The sequence below is a fragment of the Achromobacter sp. E1 genome, assembly GCF_037039475.1.
Taxonomy (GTDB): Bacteria; Pseudomonadota; Gammaproteobacteria; order Burkholderiales; family Burkholderiaceae_B; genus Achromobacter; species Achromobacter mucicolens.
On the sequence record NZ_CP146253.1, the window covers coordinates 4,370,533 to 4,384,965 of the forward strand.

15 protein-coding genes and 1 pseudogene are annotated in these 14,433 nt (G+C 65.4%); 9 read left to right on the forward strand and 7 right to left on the reverse strand.

The features are described 5' to 3' along the window. Positions 1-20: 20 nt before the first annotated feature. Positions 21-1,016 carry an NAD(P)H-quinone oxidoreductase gene (locus V6V88_RS20295; protein WP_223576460.1) on the forward strand — a complete coding sequence of 332 codons (996 nt, stop codon included), beginning with the start codon at positions 21-23 and terminating at the stop codon, positions 1,014-1,016. Beyond that, positions 1,013-1,780: an SDR family NAD(P)-dependent oxidoreductase gene (locus V6V88_RS20300; RefSeq protein WP_062841761.1), complete on the forward strand. Its 768-nt coding sequence runs from the start codon at positions 1,013-1,015 to the stop codon at positions 1,778-1,780. The genes V6V88_RS20295 and V6V88_RS20300 overlap by 4 nt, the downstream gene beginning before the upstream one ends. Positions 1,781-1,828: 48 nt before the next feature. Here V6V88_RS20300 and V6V88_RS20305 read toward each other — a convergent pair whose 3' ends face one another. Continuing rightward, complete coding sequence (locus tag V6V88_RS20305; protein WP_062841760.1) at positions 1,829-2,488, reverse strand: thiopurine S-methyltransferase; 660 nt, start codon at positions 2,486-2,488, stop codon at positions 1,829-1,831. Between the two features lie 152 nt (positions 2,489-2,640). Here V6V88_RS20305 and V6V88_RS20310 point away from each other — a divergent pair, with 152 nt between their 5' ends. Continuing rightward, the gene (locus V6V88_RS20310; protein ID WP_223576461.1) at positions 2,641-3,402 is read left to right on the forward strand and encodes a hypothetical protein; all 762 of its coding nucleotides are present in this window, start codon (positions 2,641-2,643) and stop codon (positions 3,400-3,402) included. Positions 3,403-3,428: 26 nt separating this feature from the next. Here V6V88_RS20310 and V6V88_RS20315 read toward each other — a convergent pair. The 4 genes and pseudogenes from V6V88_RS20315 to V6V88_RS20330 form a co-directional block, all read right to left on the reverse strand. Further along, positions 3,429-4,166, reverse strand: a pseudogene (locus V6V88_RS20315) (YoaK family protein); the annotation flags it as partial. A 73-nt stretch (positions 4,167-4,239) separates the two neighbouring features. After that, positions 4,240-4,938 (reverse strand): hypothetical protein, encoded by a 699-nt coding sequence (locus V6V88_RS20320; RefSeq protein ID WP_338616120.1) that lies wholly within the window; start codon positions 4,936-4,938, stop codon positions 4,240-4,242. Further along, the gene (locus tag V6V88_RS20325) at positions 4,935-6,164 is read right to left on the reverse strand and encodes an SMI1/KNR4 family protein (RefSeq protein WP_338616122.1); all 1,230 of its coding nucleotides are present in this window, start codon (positions 6,162-6,164) and stop codon (positions 4,935-4,937) included. Before V6V88_RS20325 ends, V6V88_RS20320 begins: the two co-directional genes overlap by 4 nt. A 194-nt stretch (positions 6,165-6,358) precedes the next feature. Further along, entirely contained in the window at positions 6,359-7,405 is a 1,047-nt protein-coding gene (locus tag V6V88_RS20330; RefSeq protein WP_152385187.1) for an aldo/keto reductase, read from the reverse strand. 319 nt (positions 7,406-7,724) lie between these two features. Here V6V88_RS20330 and V6V88_RS20335 point away from each other — a divergent pair, with 319 nt between their 5' ends. The 3 genes from V6V88_RS20335 (at position 7,725) to ycaC (ending at position 10,562) form a co-directional block, all read left to right on the forward strand. Continuing rightward, the gene (locus tag V6V88_RS20335; protein WP_338616125.1) at positions 7,725-8,684 is read left to right on the forward strand and encodes an AraC family transcriptional regulator; all 960 of its coding nucleotides are present in this window, start codon (positions 7,725-7,727) and stop codon (positions 8,682-8,684) included. Between the two features lie 150 nt (positions 8,685-8,834). Then, complete coding sequence (locus V6V88_RS20340; protein WP_062841754.1) at positions 8,835-9,806, forward strand: LysR substrate-binding domain-containing protein; 972 nt, start codon at positions 8,835-8,837, stop codon at positions 9,804-9,806. A 129-nt stretch (positions 9,807-9,935) separates the two neighbouring features. Continuing rightward, positions 9,936-10,562 (forward strand): isochorismate family cysteine hydrolase YcaC, encoded by a 627-nt coding sequence (gene ycaC / locus V6V88_RS20345; protein WP_128827375.1) that lies wholly within the window; start codon positions 9,936-9,938, stop codon positions 10,560-10,562. A 77-nt stretch (positions 10,563-10,639) separates the two neighbouring features. Here the strand turns inward: ycaC and V6V88_RS20350 are convergent, their stop codons facing one another. Then, positions 10,640-11,791, reverse strand: a complete 1,152-nt coding sequence (locus V6V88_RS20350) for a sterol desaturase family protein (RefSeq protein ID WP_056326880.1) — start codon at positions 11,789-11,791, stop codon at positions 10,640-10,642. Between the two features lie 253 nt (positions 11,792-12,044). Between V6V88_RS20350 and V6V88_RS20355 the strand changes: the two genes are divergently transcribed. Together V6V88_RS20355 and V6V88_RS20360 are read left to right on the forward strand one after the other, a co-directional pair. After that, entirely contained in the window at positions 12,045-12,287 is a 243-nt protein-coding gene (locus tag V6V88_RS20355) for a YdcH family protein (protein WP_056326879.1), read from the forward strand. Positions 12,288-12,554: 267 nt separating this feature from the next. Continuing rightward, positions 12,555-12,896 (forward strand): hypothetical protein, encoded by a 342-nt coding sequence (locus V6V88_RS20360; protein WP_223576466.1) that lies wholly within the window; start codon positions 12,555-12,557, stop codon positions 12,894-12,896. A gap of 39 nt (positions 12,897-12,935) precedes the next feature. Here the strand turns inward: V6V88_RS20360 and V6V88_RS20365 are convergent, their stop codons facing one another. Then, positions 12,936-13,262, reverse strand: coding sequence for a hypothetical protein (locus V6V88_RS20365; protein WP_223576467.1), 327 nt, complete (start codon positions 13,260-13,262; stop codon positions 12,936-12,938). Positions 13,263-13,479: 217 nt separating this feature from the next. Here V6V88_RS20365 and V6V88_RS20370 point away from each other — a divergent pair, with 217 nt between their 5' ends. Continuing rightward, positions 13,480-14,391, forward strand: coding sequence for a DNA/RNA non-specific endonuclease (locus V6V88_RS20370; protein WP_338616127.1), 912 nt, complete (start codon positions 13,480-13,482; stop codon positions 14,389-14,391). Positions 14,392-14,433 lie beyond the last annotated feature (42 nt).

Genomic DNA, 14,433 nt, shown 5'->3' on the forward strand with positions numbered 1-14,433 from the left:
AATCCAAGGACCATCGTCTCATGTCACAACGCTGCACATTCATCGACCATGGCAAGGGCGGCGCGCCCGATTGCATGCGCGTCGCCGAACGCGACATGGAAGCGCCCACGGGACGCCAGGTGCTGATCGAAGTCGCCTACGCGGGCGTGAACCGCCCCGACGTGTTGCAACGCTCCGGATCCTATCCCCCGCCTCCGGGCGCTTCTCCGTATCTTGGCCTGGAAGTGTCCGGCACCATCGTCGCGACCGGGCCCCAGGCGCGTGACTGGAAGGTGGGCGACCAGGTCTGCGCACTGACGCCGGGCGGCGGCTATGCGCAGTTCTGCCTGGCCGACGAGCGGCACTGCCTGCCGGTGCCGCGCGGCATGGACCTGCTGACAGCCGCGGCCATTCCGGAGAACTATTTCACCGTCTGGACCAACGTGTTCGACCGAGCGCGCCTGGCGCAGGGCGAGAAATTCCTGGTTCACGGCGGCTCCAGCGGCATCGGCCTGACCGCCATCCAGCTCGCGCGTGCGTTCGGCGCCGAAGTCTGGACCACCGTGGGCAACGCGCAAAAGGCGCAGGCGTGCGTCAAGGCCGGGGCGCATCATGCCGTGCTGTACCGCGACGCGGACTTCGAGTCCGCCGTGCGCGAGGGCACCAGCAACGCCGGCGTCGATGTGATCCTGGACATGGTGGGCGGCGCCTACATCAACAAGAATCTGCGGCTGCTGGCGCTGAACGGCCGGCTGGTGCAGATCGCCTTCCTGGAAGGCAGCAAGGCCGAGATCGACGCGCTGCCCATCATGACCAAGCGCCTGCAGTTCACAGGGTCCACGCTGCGCCCGCGCTCGGACGAGGACAAGGCCGCCATCGCGCAATCGCTGATACAGAAGGTGCTGCCGCTCATGGAGGCCGGACAGTGCCTGCCGCTCATCCACGAAGTCTTCCAGCTGGCGGAGGCCGCGCGCGCGCACGAACTGATGGAAAGCAGCAAGCACATTGGCAAGATCATGCTGCAGGTGAAGCCATGAGCGCACGCTTTGCGGACCAGACCGTCATCGTCACGGGTGCCGTGGGAGGCATCGGCTCGGCCATCGTCGAGGCGTTCCTGGCCGAAGGCGGTCGCGTCGGTCTTGTCGACTTCAACGCGCAGGCGGGCCGGGCTTACGAGCAGGAACTCAAGTCGCGCGGCCACGACGTGTGCTTCGTGCCGGCCGATGTCGCGCATTTCGATCAGTGCCAGGCGGCCTATGATCGCATCACGCGCGATCTGGGCCCCGCGACCATCCTGGTCAACAACGTCGGCATCTCGCCCAAAACCAACGGCCGCGCGCTGAAGGTCTGGGAAATGCCGCCGGCAGAGTGGAACAACGTCGTCTCCGTGAACCTGAACAGCGTGTTCTACATGACGCATCTGGCCACGCCGCACATGGTGCAGGCGCAGCAGGGGCGCGTCATCAACATGTCGTCGGTGGCCGGCAAGGCGTATTGCGATATCGTGGCGGCGCATTATGCGGCCACCAAGGCCGGTCTGATCGGGCTGACGCGCCACTGGGCGGCGGAGCTTGGCGAGCACCAGGTGACGGTGAATGCGCTGGCGCCGGGACGCATCAGCACGCCCTTGCTGAAAAGCGTGCCGCAGGAAATCAACGACGCCGTGGCGTCCGTGACCGCGCTGCGGCGGCTGGGCACGCCCGAGGAAGTGGCGGACGCGTGCCTGTTCTTCGCGTCAGATCAGGCCCGTTTCGTGACCGGTCAGGTGCTGGACGTGGCAGGCGGCTGGCTCATGACCTAGCAAAAGGCCCGTTCGAATCGAACGGGCCTTTTGCCGGGGCGCACTGGCTCAGGCCTGCACGCCCAGCCGGTAGACCACGGTGTCCAGGCGGCTTACGCCCGCCGACTGGAACTTGGGTTCCTTGTCGAGGATGTCGCGGCGGTCGATGATGACCGCGGGCGAAACGCCGGAGAAGATCGCCTGCACCTCGCTGTCCACCACGGAAAACGGGGGGCCGGCCATCTCTTCTTGCGGATAGTCCAGCGTGATGAGCAGGCCCCGGTAAGACGGCGACAGCTGACCGTAGACGTGCCGCACGTAGTCGGCACGCATCGCGACGGGCAGCGCAACGAGCGCCGCGCGGTCATAGACGCCCACGCAATGCGACAGCACCTGGGCATCCAGCTTGAAAATGTCGCCGCAGACGATCTCGATGTTGCCGGCCACGTAATGGGTCCCGTACACCGAATCGTGAATCACCGGCCGCAGCTCGTTCTCGTCAAAGAATTGCTCGACGGCAAGCTTGGACAATTCGGCGCCCAGCACCTGATGGCCTTGGGCAGCCAGCCACACCATGTCCAGCGACTTGCCGCAAAGCGGCACGAGCACCTTGCCGCCCTTGGGCACGTCCAGCGACGGCCAATATTTCTGCAATAACGGCGTGACCCGCGTCTGATGAAAATGCGTGCGCCCTTCGCGCCACCGTTCCAGCCAGAATTCCGCGTCCATGACTTGTCTGCTCCTCCAAAGGATCCGTGTCGCACACGTTGTGCGCAGGACGATCGCTGGATTGTATTCCCGGGCCGCCACCAGCGCGCTTTTCCCCGCGCGCCGCGCTTTTCGGTATCTTATGTCCCCTCGCGTTCACTTCTCTGAGCCTCATGCAACGCCGCCCCCTGCTCCTGACCTTGGCCAGCCTGATCGCCACACCGTTGCGCGCCCTGGCATCGCCCAGCCGAGACGCCATCATCCGCGGCGTGTTTTCGGCGCCGGCAGACGGTTTGCCCTACACCGCGCAGCACGCCGCGCTGATGCGCCTGTTGCGGGTGCAGTGGATGCCGGTCGAGTCCGGGGCGCCCGCCATCGATTTCGAGCAGCCCCTGCTGGGCGGCGACGATACGCTGGCCATCGTCCGCCGCACGCTCGATACCGCCGACGATGCCCTGGCGGTGCGCAGGATGGCCGAAGTCTGCAGGCTGGTGCCGCGCTATGTGCGCGCGATCGGCAAGCTGTCGCCGGGCCGTTATGACGTGCCGGCCGAAATGCGCGAGGCCTTCGACTTTCCGGAAAGCGGCGTGGGCGCGGACGGCACGTTTGCGCTGCGCGATGCGCACCTGATCCTGTTGCGCGCCGCCGACTGGCGCGAAGCCGAGGGGCCGGCGTTACGGGCCGTGCTGCGCGAAGGCGATCGCTTCTGGCCCATGCCCTACATCGATGGCAAGCGGCCGTACGGCGGCGCGAGCTTCTATCAGATCGACATGGCGCGGTTGCTCAAAGAGTCTTATCCGCTGGATGCCAGGGGCTATGCGGTCACCGAACCCGCCAAGGACGCCCGCCTGGCACGGCTGCATACCGAAACGCTTGCCGCGCTGCAGGTGTTCCTGCGCCATTCCACTGCCGCCAAGCCGAAGCGGCAGCGTTAGGCGCCCTTTGCGCGGTGCATGAAGCTGCGGATGTCGTCCAGGATCGGCACCGCGGCCAGCAGCATCAGCAACAGCGCCAGCGGCCAGGTCGATCCAAAACCGAAGTTGTAGAACGAATACGCGCCGGTCACGCCGCCCACGAAGAACAGGGTCACCATCAGGCTCAGGACGGTGAGTTTGCCGCGGTCGGCCAGCACCCGCGGCATCGTCTGCGGATCGCCTTTGGCGACGTTCCAGTAGAACAGCTTGCCAAGCTCGATGCCGATGTCGGTCACCATGCCCGTGACATGCGTCGTGCGGATCTCGGACCGCGACACCTTGGTGATCATCGCGTTTTGCAGGCCCATGATGTAGCACAGCAGCATCACCGTGCCGGGCACGTAGAACCAGCGCAGCGTTTCGAGATTGGCGCCCAACAGGCCGAAGACGAGCAGCAGCACGGCCTCGAGCAGCAGCGGCAACGCATATTCGCTGGCCAGCCGGGACCTGCGGCCAAAGTTGATCAGAAAGGCCGAGCTGGCGGCGCCGGCCATGAACGACAAGAGCGCCGCCAAGCCTTGCAGCACCACGATCACTCCGCCGAGCGCCATGTGATCCGCCATCATGGACACGATGCCGGACATGTGCGAGGTGTATTGCTGGACCGCCAGGAAACCGCCCGCGTTGACGGCGCCGGCGGTGAAGGTCAGCAGATAGGCGAGATGGCGGTTGGCTTGCGGGCTTCGGCTGACGGCGGTCAGCCGGCGCAGATACGGGATGGTCACGCCGGTCCTTTCAACAGAAGAGCGTATTCACTGCGATGCGGAAAACATTCTAGACGCGCCGGGGTGGGGTCGATCAAGGCCTGGATACGGGATAGTAAACGCCGCCCAGCGCGCCGTTCAGACCGCAGTACGGCCGGCCCGCGGCATCGGCCGCCCCCGCCGGCGGGTTTTCCGACACTACAAGGCCGTACCCCTTGCGCGACAACGTCAGCGTCCAGCCCTCGGCATCGACGGTCTCGACGACCAGCACCTTGTTCTTGATGGCGCCCGTGCCCCGGACATCGCACACCCAACGGCCGTTTTCCGGATGCGCCGCGGAGCCGTCGAACGACAGGCTGCCATCGGGCTGCCGCTTGATCGAGACGCCGCCCGCGAGGTTCTCCCAGTCTCCCTCGAAGCCCTGCCGCCGCTTGAGCACCAGCGACGCAAGAAAGGCATCGCGGTACTTCAGGCGGTCGGCAAGTTCCTTTTGCGGCGGATCGTTGCCGGGCGGCGACGCAAACGCCTCGTCGCGCACCTGAACGAACCAGCGCTGATCTTGCGTCAGCGCCTTGCCCGTCGCGGCATCGAAGGTCATCCTGGCCTTGCCGAAGTGTTTGGCAATGCTGGCATCCTGCCCGGCCAGCGCGCCGTCGGCGCAGATCGCCTTTTCGACCTCGGTGCGCGCCTTGGCGCAATCGAAGGAGGCCGTGCCGGCCGCCCACGCCGCCGCCCACGCCGCCGCATTGCCCAGCGAGAGGCACAGCGCCAGCGCGGCCAGGCGGCGGTTCATAGCGAAAATTCCCGCAGGTTGGCGACCCGCTCGGCCAGGCCTTCCGCGCCCAGGTAGTGCCCCAGCGTGCCCGCGCGCACGCGCTTGAGGTCTTCCTGGTAGCGGCTGGCCATCGAATCGCGGACCTGGGCATAGGCGTCGGCAAGCCCATCCCCGCACGCCTGCGCGATCAGACGCGCGGCCTCCGGGGATCCGCAGGCGGCGCAACGCGCGAGCCCCAGCGCATCGGCCACGGCGCCGTGGGCCAGCAGCGCGGCGACCAGCGCGACGGGCGGCTGCCGGTCGAACCGGTGCAGGGCCGTCGGGCTGACCGGCGCGCCCGCGTCCAGCAGCGCCTGGGCCGCGGCGTACGCATGCTGCATCAGGGCCACGTCCAGCGGTTGGGCGCTGCCGCGCAGCGGCGCATCGAAGCGCATGCCCTGCGCCGCCAGGCGACGCACGAGCCCGGCGTCGTCGTGCGACAACGCGTGCTGCAAGGCCAGCGTGGCGAGACTGGGGGTGCCGGCCAGCGTGCCGGCCTCAAGCGGGCCGCGCCAGTCCACCAGCGCCCGCCGGTGGAAGGCGGCCACGCGGTCGGCAAGCGCCTGCGGCATCCCATGGTCCGACACGCGTTCATCCAGATACTCCAGCACGCGCAGGCCGGTGCTGTTCTCGTCTTCGCCGGGGTCGGTTTCCAGGCGGAGCGCGGCAAAGGCCGCGTACAGGTCCGGGGCGATCGTGGCGATGCCGTCCTGCTGCAACGCGTGCGTCCAGCCCGGCAGGCCCTGCTTCCACGCGACCACACTGCCGGCTTGCGGGCCTGGCTCCACGGTGACGTAGATGCGGTCGCAGTATTCGAAACCGCCAATAGGCAGATAGCGCAACTTCCCGTTCCAGGTAGCGCCGTCCTCGGCGGCGGCGTCCTGGGCGCACTCCTGTTCGTGCTCGATCCAGCCTTGCAGGTCGCGATAGTGATCGCTGCCGTCATAGAAGAGTTCGGACCAGCTCAGGGCCTCTTCATTGCCATCCATCTGGGCGCGCAGGTCGTACGCCAGTTCGCCCCCGGCGGTGAGCCGCCACAGGTCGAGCAGCGCGGGCGGGAGCGGCCCTTCGCACAGCGCCTGGATCTCGGCGATACGGGCGTCGGGCAATGGCGGCTGCACATCGATCAGCAGGCGGTCCGCGAACACCGCGATGCCGTGCTCGCGCAAGGCCTGCAGTTCGGCCGACGTGAAAAACTCGCTCATGGTGATGCTTCAAGGAAAAAGGGACTGGTCCGATTCTACTAGCGAGCGGTGAATCGTTGCCGGGCCAAGATGGCCGACCGCCGTTGATTTACGGCGTTTGTCCTGGGCCTTCTCCATGAGGCTGCACGGCATCCCTCCGGCGCGGACCGGCGGCCGGACGCCGGTCCGCGAGGATTGCCTTAGCGCGGCGCGGGTCAGGCCTCGCCCGATTCGCGCAACTGCTGGCGCCGGTATTCGCCCTGCCGCACATGCATCCAGCCCGGGTATTCCGGCGGCAGCGCGCTGACCTTGTCCAGCGCGGCCAGTTCCTCCCCGGTCAGCCGGATGTCCGTGGCCGCCAGGTTGTCCTCGAGCTGATCCACGCGCTTGGCGCCGATGATGACGCTGGTGACCACCGGCTGGTGCAGCAGCCAGGCCAGCGCAACCTGCGCCACCGACACGCCGCGCGCATCCGCAATCAGCCGCAGCGCGTCGATGCTGTCGTAGGCGCGTTCGCGGTTCACGGGCGGGAAATCGAACGCCACGCGGCGGCTGCCCGCCTCGGCTTCGCCGTCCCGGCCGTACTTGCCGCTGAGCAGGCCCCCGGCCAGCGGGCTCCACACCATCAGCCCGACGCCCTCGCTTTGCAGCATGGGGACGAGCTCGCGTTCCAGATCACGCCCGGCAACCGTGTAATAGGCCTGCAGCGACTCGAAGCGCGCCAGCCCCAGGCGTTCGGAAATGCCAAGCGCCTTCATGATCTGCCAGGCGGCCCAGTTCGACACGCCGATATAGCGCACATGGCCATGCTGCACCAGCGTGTCCAGCGCGCGCAGGGTTTCCTCGATGGGCGTGGCCGGGTCAAAGCCGTGGATCTGATAGAGGTCGATATGGTCGAGCTGCAAGCGCGACAGGCTTTTCTTCACGCCGTCCAGGATGTGCACGCGCGAATTGCCCCGCGCGTTCACGCCCGCGCCGGTCGGTCCGAAGACCTTGGTGGCAATCACGACATCTTCGCGCGGGATGTTCAGATCGCGCAGGGCCTGGCCCGTGATGATCTCCGAACGTCCTTCGGAGTAGACGTCCGCCGTGTCGATGAAATTGATGCCTGCGTCGAGCGCGCGTCCCACCAGGCGGTTGGCGTCCTCCTGCTGCAGGCTGCCGATCTTGCTCCAGAGCTCGCCTTCGCCGCCAAAGGTCATGGTGCCCAGGCACAGCTCCGAGACGAACAGGCCCGTGCTGCCGAATTTCTTGTATCGCATGTTTGCTCCTTCAGGGGCTGGCGGGCGCGCCGGGTTCCGGGACGGAACGCCGCTGCGACAGCCTGCCGGGGTGCGGACAGTATGCGACGGGCGGGCCCGGCACGCGCTGCTTGATCCTGCCCTTTTTTTGCCTGATTCTCCGGCACGGCAGCCAGGCCGGACCGACCCGTCGTTTTCTCCGGAATTCCTGCCTGATTCTCCATTCCCCCACGTGGACCCGGCGCCTGAGGCCCGAGTTGGCAATACACTGGCGGACACCCAATCCTCCGCCGCCGTCGCCTCTCAAGGTGACGAACGGTGCGCCTGCGAGAGCCCGTCAATGTCCCTGAATCCTGCCCGATCCCTCGCCCCCACCGGCGCCGGTCACGACGCCGCCTGCGAACTGGCGCGGTCCGAGCTGCTGTGCATGCTGGAACGCATGACCGGCAACCTGGAAGGGGCGCTGGATACGCCGATCGAAGGCTTGTACCTGCACCGGCTGTCGCAGCCGTCCGGGGCGAAGCCGGTCCTGCAGAAGGCGGCGCTGGCGGTCATTGCCCAGGGGTCGAAACGCCTGCTCATCGGCGAGGAGACCTATGAATACGATCCCTTCCATTTCCTGATCTCGTCGGTGGACCTGCCCGTGGTGGCCAAGGTGTCCGTCGCCAGTCCCACCCTGCCCTATCTGGGCTTGCGGGTGGACCTGAACCCCGAGGAGATCACCGCGCTCATCAGCGATGAAAACCTGCCGCCGCTGGTTTCTTTGGAAGCCTCGCGCGCGCTGTGCGTCAACCCGCTGGGCAGCACCCTGCTGGACGTCGTGCTGCGTCTGCTGCGGCTGCTGGACACCCCCCGCGACATTCCGATCCTGGCGCCGATGATCAAGCGCGAACTGCTGTACCGCCTGCTCATGAACGGCCAGGGTGTCGTGCTGCGCCAGACGGTGCTGCAAGACAGCCAGCTCAACCGCGTGGCAAAGGCGATCCGCATCCTGCGCGACAATTTCGCGCAACCGTTGCGGGTGGAAGAGATTGCGCGCGACGTGCACATGAGCGTGTCGTCGCTGCATCATCATTTCAAGCAGGCCACCGCCATGAGCCCGTTGCAATATCAGAAGCACCTGCGGCTGCAGGAAGCGCGGCGGCTGATGCTGACGGACGATGCCGGGGTGGCGCTGGCCGCGCATGCCGTGGGCTACGAGAGTTCCTCGCAGTTCAGCCGCGAGTACAGCCGCCTTTTCGGCGCGCCGCCGCTGCGCGACAAGCAGCGCTGGAAGGACGAGACCGCGCTGGCCGCCTGAGCGCTGCCCCGACCCGCGGGTCCCAAGCCGATCTCCCCCCAAGCCTCGAAGACGACCCGGATTTGTCCGCGTAATGCCGCATTTCTAGGGAATCGGCGCCGCGCGCCTTAATATGCTCGGCGGCCCACCGACGACCTGAGAGGATTTTGCATGCACGACCTGAATGACCTTTATTTCTTCGTGGAGGTCGTCAAGCATGGCGGATTCGCGCCGGCCGGCCGGGCGCTGAACATCCCGAAATCGCGCCTGAGCCGGCGCATTGCCCAACTGGAAGAGCGCCTTGGCGTGCGCCTGATCCAGCGGTCCACGCGGACGTTCGCCGTGACCGAACTTGGACAGGAATACTACGACCAGTGCCTGGCAATGCTGGCGGGCGCCGAAGCGGCGCAGGATGTCATCGACCGCACCCACGCTGAACCGCAAGGCACCATCCGCATCGCCGCGCCGCCCGCGCTCATCTACTACTTCCTGGGCAACGTGGTGGCGCGTTACATGGAAAAGTGCCCGAAGGTGAACGTCTACCTGAAGAGCTTCAGCCGGCCCGTGGATGTGCTGCGTGAAGGCTTTGACCTAGCCGTGCGGGTGCGCTTTGGCGCCATCGAAAGCAGCGACCTCGTGATGAAGAACCTGGGCATGAGCTGCCAGAGCCTGGTCGCCAGCCCCGCGCTGGCCCGCTCGTTGCCCGACCCCGCCGACTTGCAGACGATCAGCCGGCAACCCACCCTGGCGCTTGGGACCGAGCAGCGCGAATGCCAATGGCGCCTGCTGGGCCCCGGCAACGCGCGCCTTGCCGTTCCCTTCATGCCCAGGCTGGTCACGGACGACATGCTGGCGCTCAAGCAGGCCGCGCTGCGCGGTGTGGGCGTCGTGGCCCTGCCCCTTCTGATGATCCGCGAGGAACTTGACGCGGGCACGCTCGTGACCGTGGGCGCCCCCTGGCAACCCGAGCCGGGCAGCGTGCATGCCGTTTTTCCGTCGCGCCGCGGCCTGCTGCCGGCCGTGCGCGAACTGTTGGATTTCATGGGCGCGGAGTATCGTGAAAACGCGCGCCGAGAGGCTGAAACCCAGGCGCGCCACGGCATTCCCACGCTGAACGCGCTATCGCCGGCGTTCAATTTATAGAACGCTGAGGTGCAAATTACCGGACTACCGGCTGTATCGTCCCGAAATTAGTATTCCTTCTACGCACTCAGCGTTGTTCTCAACACCGCGCACCACTGCGCAAAACTGAATCGACCAAAGGAATCAGCCATGACCAAGCCCTACGTTAAGCTCGACAAGTCCCAAGCCGCCGTTCTGCTGGTGGATCACCAGGCGGGCCTGCTGTCCCTGGTGCGCGATTTCCAACCCGATCAATTCAAGAACAACGTGCTGGCCTTGGCCGACCTGGCCGAATACTTCAAGCTCCCCACCATCCTGACGACCAGTTTCGAAGACGGCCCCAACGGCCCGCTGGTCCAGGAGCTGAAGGACAAATTTCCCGACGCGCCGTACATCGCCCGCCCCGGCAACATCAATGCCTGGGACAACGAAGACTTCGTCAAGGCGGTCAAGGCAACCGGCAAGAAGCAACTGATCATCGCCGGCGTCGTGACCGAAGTCTGCGTTGCCTTCCCCGTGCTGTCGGCCATCGAAGAGGGTTTTGACGTGTTTGTCGTGACCGATGCGTCGGGCACCTTCAACGAAGTCACCCGCGACGCGGCGTGGCGACGCATGGAACAGGCCGGCGCACAGCTGATGTCCTGGTTCGGCGTGGCGTGCGAACTGCATCGCGACTGGCGCAACGACGTGGAAGGCCTGGGCACCCTGTTCGCCAACCACATCCCCGACTACCGCAACCTGATGGCTTCGTATTCGGCCTTCAAGTCGGCCAAGTAAGGCGCGCGGCCGGACTGCCGGCCGTAACCCGCTGAGACGGCAATGAAAAAGGCCCAGGCGATATGCCTGGGCCTTCGTCATTTGGCCTTGCGGGCAAAGGGATATGCCTGTTGCGCCAGGAAGGTTCCTGGCATGTCGTTGTCCAGAATGCCGTAGTGCTGCGGCAACCGGTTGCCCACCCCGCGCACCGCGGTACCAAACAGGTAGTCGATGAAGGAAAAGTGCGCCGCGTAGTTCTTGTCGATCGCCTCGGTATCGGACGAATGGTGCCAGTGGTGAAAGTCCGGCGTGACGATGATGTAGCGCAGCCAACCCCATGGCAGCTTCACGTTGGAATGGATCAGCACCGCCTGGAAACCCACGATGATGATGTAGGCGTCGAGCACCGCCTTGGAAAACCCCAGCACGAACAACACGCCCAGCACGGCCACGCGCGTGATCAGCAGTTCCACGATGTGCAGCCGCGAGCCGGCCAGCCAATCCAGCGTGCGCGTGCTGTGGTGCACCGCATGGAAGCGCCACATGAACGGCACTTCGTGATAGATACGGTGCGCCGCGTACTGCGCCAGGTCCGCCACCAGCACCGCCACGAAAAGCTCGAGCAGATACGGCATGGACTGGATGGCCTGCTGCAGCGGTTCATAAGCCGCCCAGGAGAACAGGCGGTGAATGAAGAAGTTGATGCACAGCAGCACGGCCCCCACCGACAGGTGATTGAAGAGGAAGTGCTTCATGTCCACCTGCCACTCGCCCCGGAATACGGGCTGGCCAGGATAGAGCGGTGTCAGCTTTTCGAAAATGATGAAGACGGTGCTGGAGGCCAAGAGGTCCAGGATGAACCAATCGAGTCCCAGATAGGGGTGGCCGCCTGCGTTCGATGCCGTGACGGCAACCTGGCTGCCGCCCGCGGCCACCGCGCAGCAGACCAGAACGAAGGCCGAGATATTCAGCCAGCGCTGGCGGCCAAGCACGGTATTGGCCAGCGCGATCGAGCCCGACACCAGCAGTGCGCTGAACAGCAGCGTGCGCATTGCCTCCACCGAATAGAAGCTGCGCAGCTCCGGCGTTGTGAGGTAGGCGGGAAAGTGGAACGCCAGCACGCCCAGCACCGAAAGGATCGCCAGGAAAAGCGCGATCACGCCGCTCATCATGCCGGTGCCGGGGTGGATCCGGCCATCCTGTTTGAAAAGGTCCATCACTCTGCGGTAGACCGGGGCACGCTCTTTCATGGGTGTTCTGGGACAGTCCAAAGGGAAGCGAGTGTATCGCCGGGGACAGGGCGTTCTGTAATGAAAGGTGAACGTACGCGACAGAATGACTCATTTCAAGGGAGCCCTTGCGCCCCATCAACGGGCGGGACGCACGCCGCGGTCCCTGAGGTTGACAAGCCGTTGGCGTTGGCGTGTCATGGACTTGACGCTGATGAAGGCGTCGAGCCAGGCGCATCGTCGGTCCCGTCAACCGGTTCCTCAAGAGGCCTTTATGTTCCCTGAATACCGCGAGCTCATTACCCAACTGAAATCCGAAAACGCTCACTTTTCGGCGCTGTTCCAGCGGCACAACGATCTGGACCAGGAAATCCAGAACATGGAGGACGGCATCACGCCGTCCTCCGGCACCGCGATCGAGGTGCTAAAAAAAGAAAAACTGCACCTCAAGGACAAGCTCTACGGACTGCTCCGCGCAGCCGATCAGAACGGTCACGACAAGCGAAACGGCAGCTGACCTGCCGCCCCATGCGGGCTACATCAATTCCAGGCCCGCGCCCTTGACGACGGCGGCGTACTTCGCCATTTCGGACCGAAAGTACGCCACCGTCTGTTCAGGCGGCATCAGGACGATACGGTTGTTCTGAGTCGCCATCGACTGCTTGACCTCCGGCGAGTTGAAAGCGCGCGCGAGCGCATCAAATCCCTCATCCTTCTGGCGGACGGCGAAGGCGGCGGTGCGCTGCTACGCTGCCCTACCCTCGTCCATCAAGGAACGTCCGCCATGAGAACCGCAGTTGGCGTCGCGTGCGCATCGGCCATGCTGCTGTGCGGCGGTCCGGCCTTTGCCCAGTATGTGGTGCGCACCCAGGACATGAGCGGCAAGTGGAGCGTGCCCAACCCGCAATACGAAGGCGTGCCCGAGCTCTTTCGCGCCAGTTCCGGCGCGAAGCGGGCGTGCCTGGATCGCGGCCCGCCCAGCAACCTTTACCGAGCGACCAAGGTCATCGACCTGCGCACAGGCGAAGAGGTGCTGGTCGTCGATTGCATCCCGATTCGCGCCGAGCAGCGCCAGCGGTCGGAACAGATTCGGGCGAACGCCTCGAAGCCGGCGCCGGCGCAATGAGGCATTGCCCTGCGGCGCGACGCCTGGTGAAACTACGTGCTATTGCGTCCGGGCGCCGTCCTTCTCGCCAGCGGACGAATTCACGTATTCCTTGACCGTGCCGTCCTTGTTGTAAGTCACGGTCAGCGTGCGCTGATCCTGCATGGCGCCGAACTCGCTGTTGTTGAAGTAGAACCACGACGCCGTGCGCAGCCCCTGCTTGTTGACGCTCTGCGTGCGGGGCGGGCCAAAATCGCGAACCATCTCATCGAACGTCGTGACGTTGATCTTGATGGCTTGCACCTTCGATTGCGTGACAAGGTCTCCCGGCGCGGGCGAGGCGCAACCCGCCACGAGCGCGGCCACGAAAAGCACGGACGATCTCATTGAATTTCCCCAATCCTGGCGGCCGGCATGTGCGGCCGTTGTGGTTATGACGTTGTGGTTATGAATTTGGAACGAGCATAAGAATACCCCGGCCAGCGCCCTTGACGCGGTTCGGCGTCGGCCCGCTTGCCCGGTCTGCGCCTGTCATGTTGCGGTCATCTACAATGCCGCCAGTTGCCGAGCGCGAAGTGGCGCCGGCCCGCAACAAACAGGCAGCATGACCCGCGCGAAGAAATCAGCACCCAGAAAGAAAGCCCCAGCCAGCAGAAGCAAGGCCGCAAGCGGCGGCCGCATCTTCCGGTTCCTGCGCACATTCGCGCTGACCTCGGTGGCCGCCTTCGGCGCAGCCACGTATGCGCTGAATCCGCAGTGGCGCCCTCAGTTTTCGCTTGACGACATTCTTGCGCGCGTCGGCTGGCCGACCCACGAAAAATTCGCGCCCGCGGCGGTGCCGGCAGGCGGCATGGCGCACACGCGCTTTGCCGAATGTCCGCAGTTCTTCCCGCAGCAACGCCCGCCGGTCGTCCCGGCCAGCCAAGCCCTGCGCGAGCTGTGCTTTTCCAACTTCGCCATCTTGCACAACGGCCAGACCAAGACGCCGGTATTCGTGGCCGAGCGCCTGAACCGAAAGATATTGACGCAGGCGCAGGACATGCAGCGGTCCGACAAGTTCTATGCCGAAGCGCGCGTGCCCCGCGCCGAACGTGCCGAACTGACGGATTACCGCGGCTCGGGCTATTCCCGCGGCCACATGGCTCCGGCTGGCGACATGTCCACGCCCGAAGCGATGGCGCAGAGCTTTTCGCTGGCCAACATGGTGCCTCAAGACCAGCGTCACAACGGCGGCCCATGGAGCCAGATCGAACAGGACACGCGCAAGTACGTCATGCGCGCCTCGGGCGACGTGTATGTCTTCACCGGCCCGTACTACGGCGACAAGCCCAAACAGATCGGCTCGGGCGTAGCCGTGCCAAGCCATCTGTTCAAGGTCGTCTACGACGCGTCCACCGGACGCTCGTGGGCGCATTGGCAGGCCAACAGCCCCAGCACCACGGCAGGCGCGCCCATCAGCTACGAGGAATTCGCACGGCGCACGGGTATGCAGCTGCTGCCAACGTCGAAGCCTTGACGATAGAGCAGGACAGCCACCGTCAGGTTATTGACTGGACGG

Bases quoted from the DNA above. Each gene is read 5' to 3' on its own strand.
- V6V88_RS20295 (WP_223576460.1), top strand. From the start codon at position 21: ATGTCACAACGCTGCACATTCATCGACCATGGCAAGGGCGGCGCGCCC.
- V6V88_RS20300 (WP_062841761.1), top strand. From the start codon at position 1,013: ATGAGCGCACGCTTTGCGGACCAGACCGTCATCGTCACGGGTGCCGTG.
- V6V88_RS20305 (WP_062841760.1), bottom strand. From the start codon at position 2,488: ATGGACGCGGAATTCTGGCTGGAACGGTGGCGCGAAGGGCGCACGCAT.
- V6V88_RS20310 (WP_223576461.1), top strand. From the start codon at position 2,641: ATGCAACGCCGCCCCCTGCTCCTGACCTTGGCCAGCCTGATCGCCACA.
- V6V88_RS20320 (WP_338616120.1), bottom strand. From the start codon at position 4,938: ATGAACCGCCGCCTGGCCGCGCTGGCGCTGTGCCTCTCGCTGGGCAAT.
- V6V88_RS20325 (WP_338616122.1), bottom strand. From the start codon at position 6,164: ATGAGCGAGTTTTTCACGTCGGCCGAACTGCAGGCCTTGCGCGAGCAC.
- V6V88_RS20330 (WP_152385187.1), bottom strand. From the start codon at position 7,405: ATGCGATACAAGAAATTCGGCAGCACGGGCCTGTTCGTCTCGGAGCTG.
- V6V88_RS20335 (WP_338616125.1), top strand. From the start codon at position 7,725: ATGTCCCTGAATCCTGCCCGATCCCTCGCCCCCACCGGCGCCGGTCAC.
- V6V88_RS20340 (WP_062841754.1), top strand. From the start codon at position 8,835: ATGCACGACCTGAATGACCTTTATTTCTTCGTGGAGGTCGTCAAGCAT.
- ycaC (WP_128827375.1), top strand. From the start codon at position 9,936: ATGACCAAGCCCTACGTTAAGCTCGACAAGTCCCAAGCCGCCGTTCTG.
- V6V88_RS20350 (WP_056326880.1), bottom strand. From the start codon at position 11,791: ATGAAAGAGCGTGCCCCGGTCTACCGCAGAGTGATGGACCTTTTCAAA.
- V6V88_RS20355 (WP_056326879.1), top strand. From the start codon at position 12,045: ATGTTCCCTGAATACCGCGAGCTCATTACCCAACTGAAATCCGAAAAC.
- V6V88_RS20360 (WP_223576466.1), top strand. From the start codon at position 12,555: ATGAGAACCGCAGTTGGCGTCGCGTGCGCATCGGCCATGCTGCTGTGC.
- V6V88_RS20365 (WP_223576467.1), bottom strand. From the start codon at position 13,262: ATGAGATCGTCCGTGCTTTTCGTGGCCGCGCTCGTGGCGGGTTGCGCC.
- V6V88_RS20370 (WP_338616127.1), top strand. From the start codon at position 13,480: ATGACCCGCGCGAAGAAATCAGCACCCAGAAAGAAAGCCCCAGCCAGC.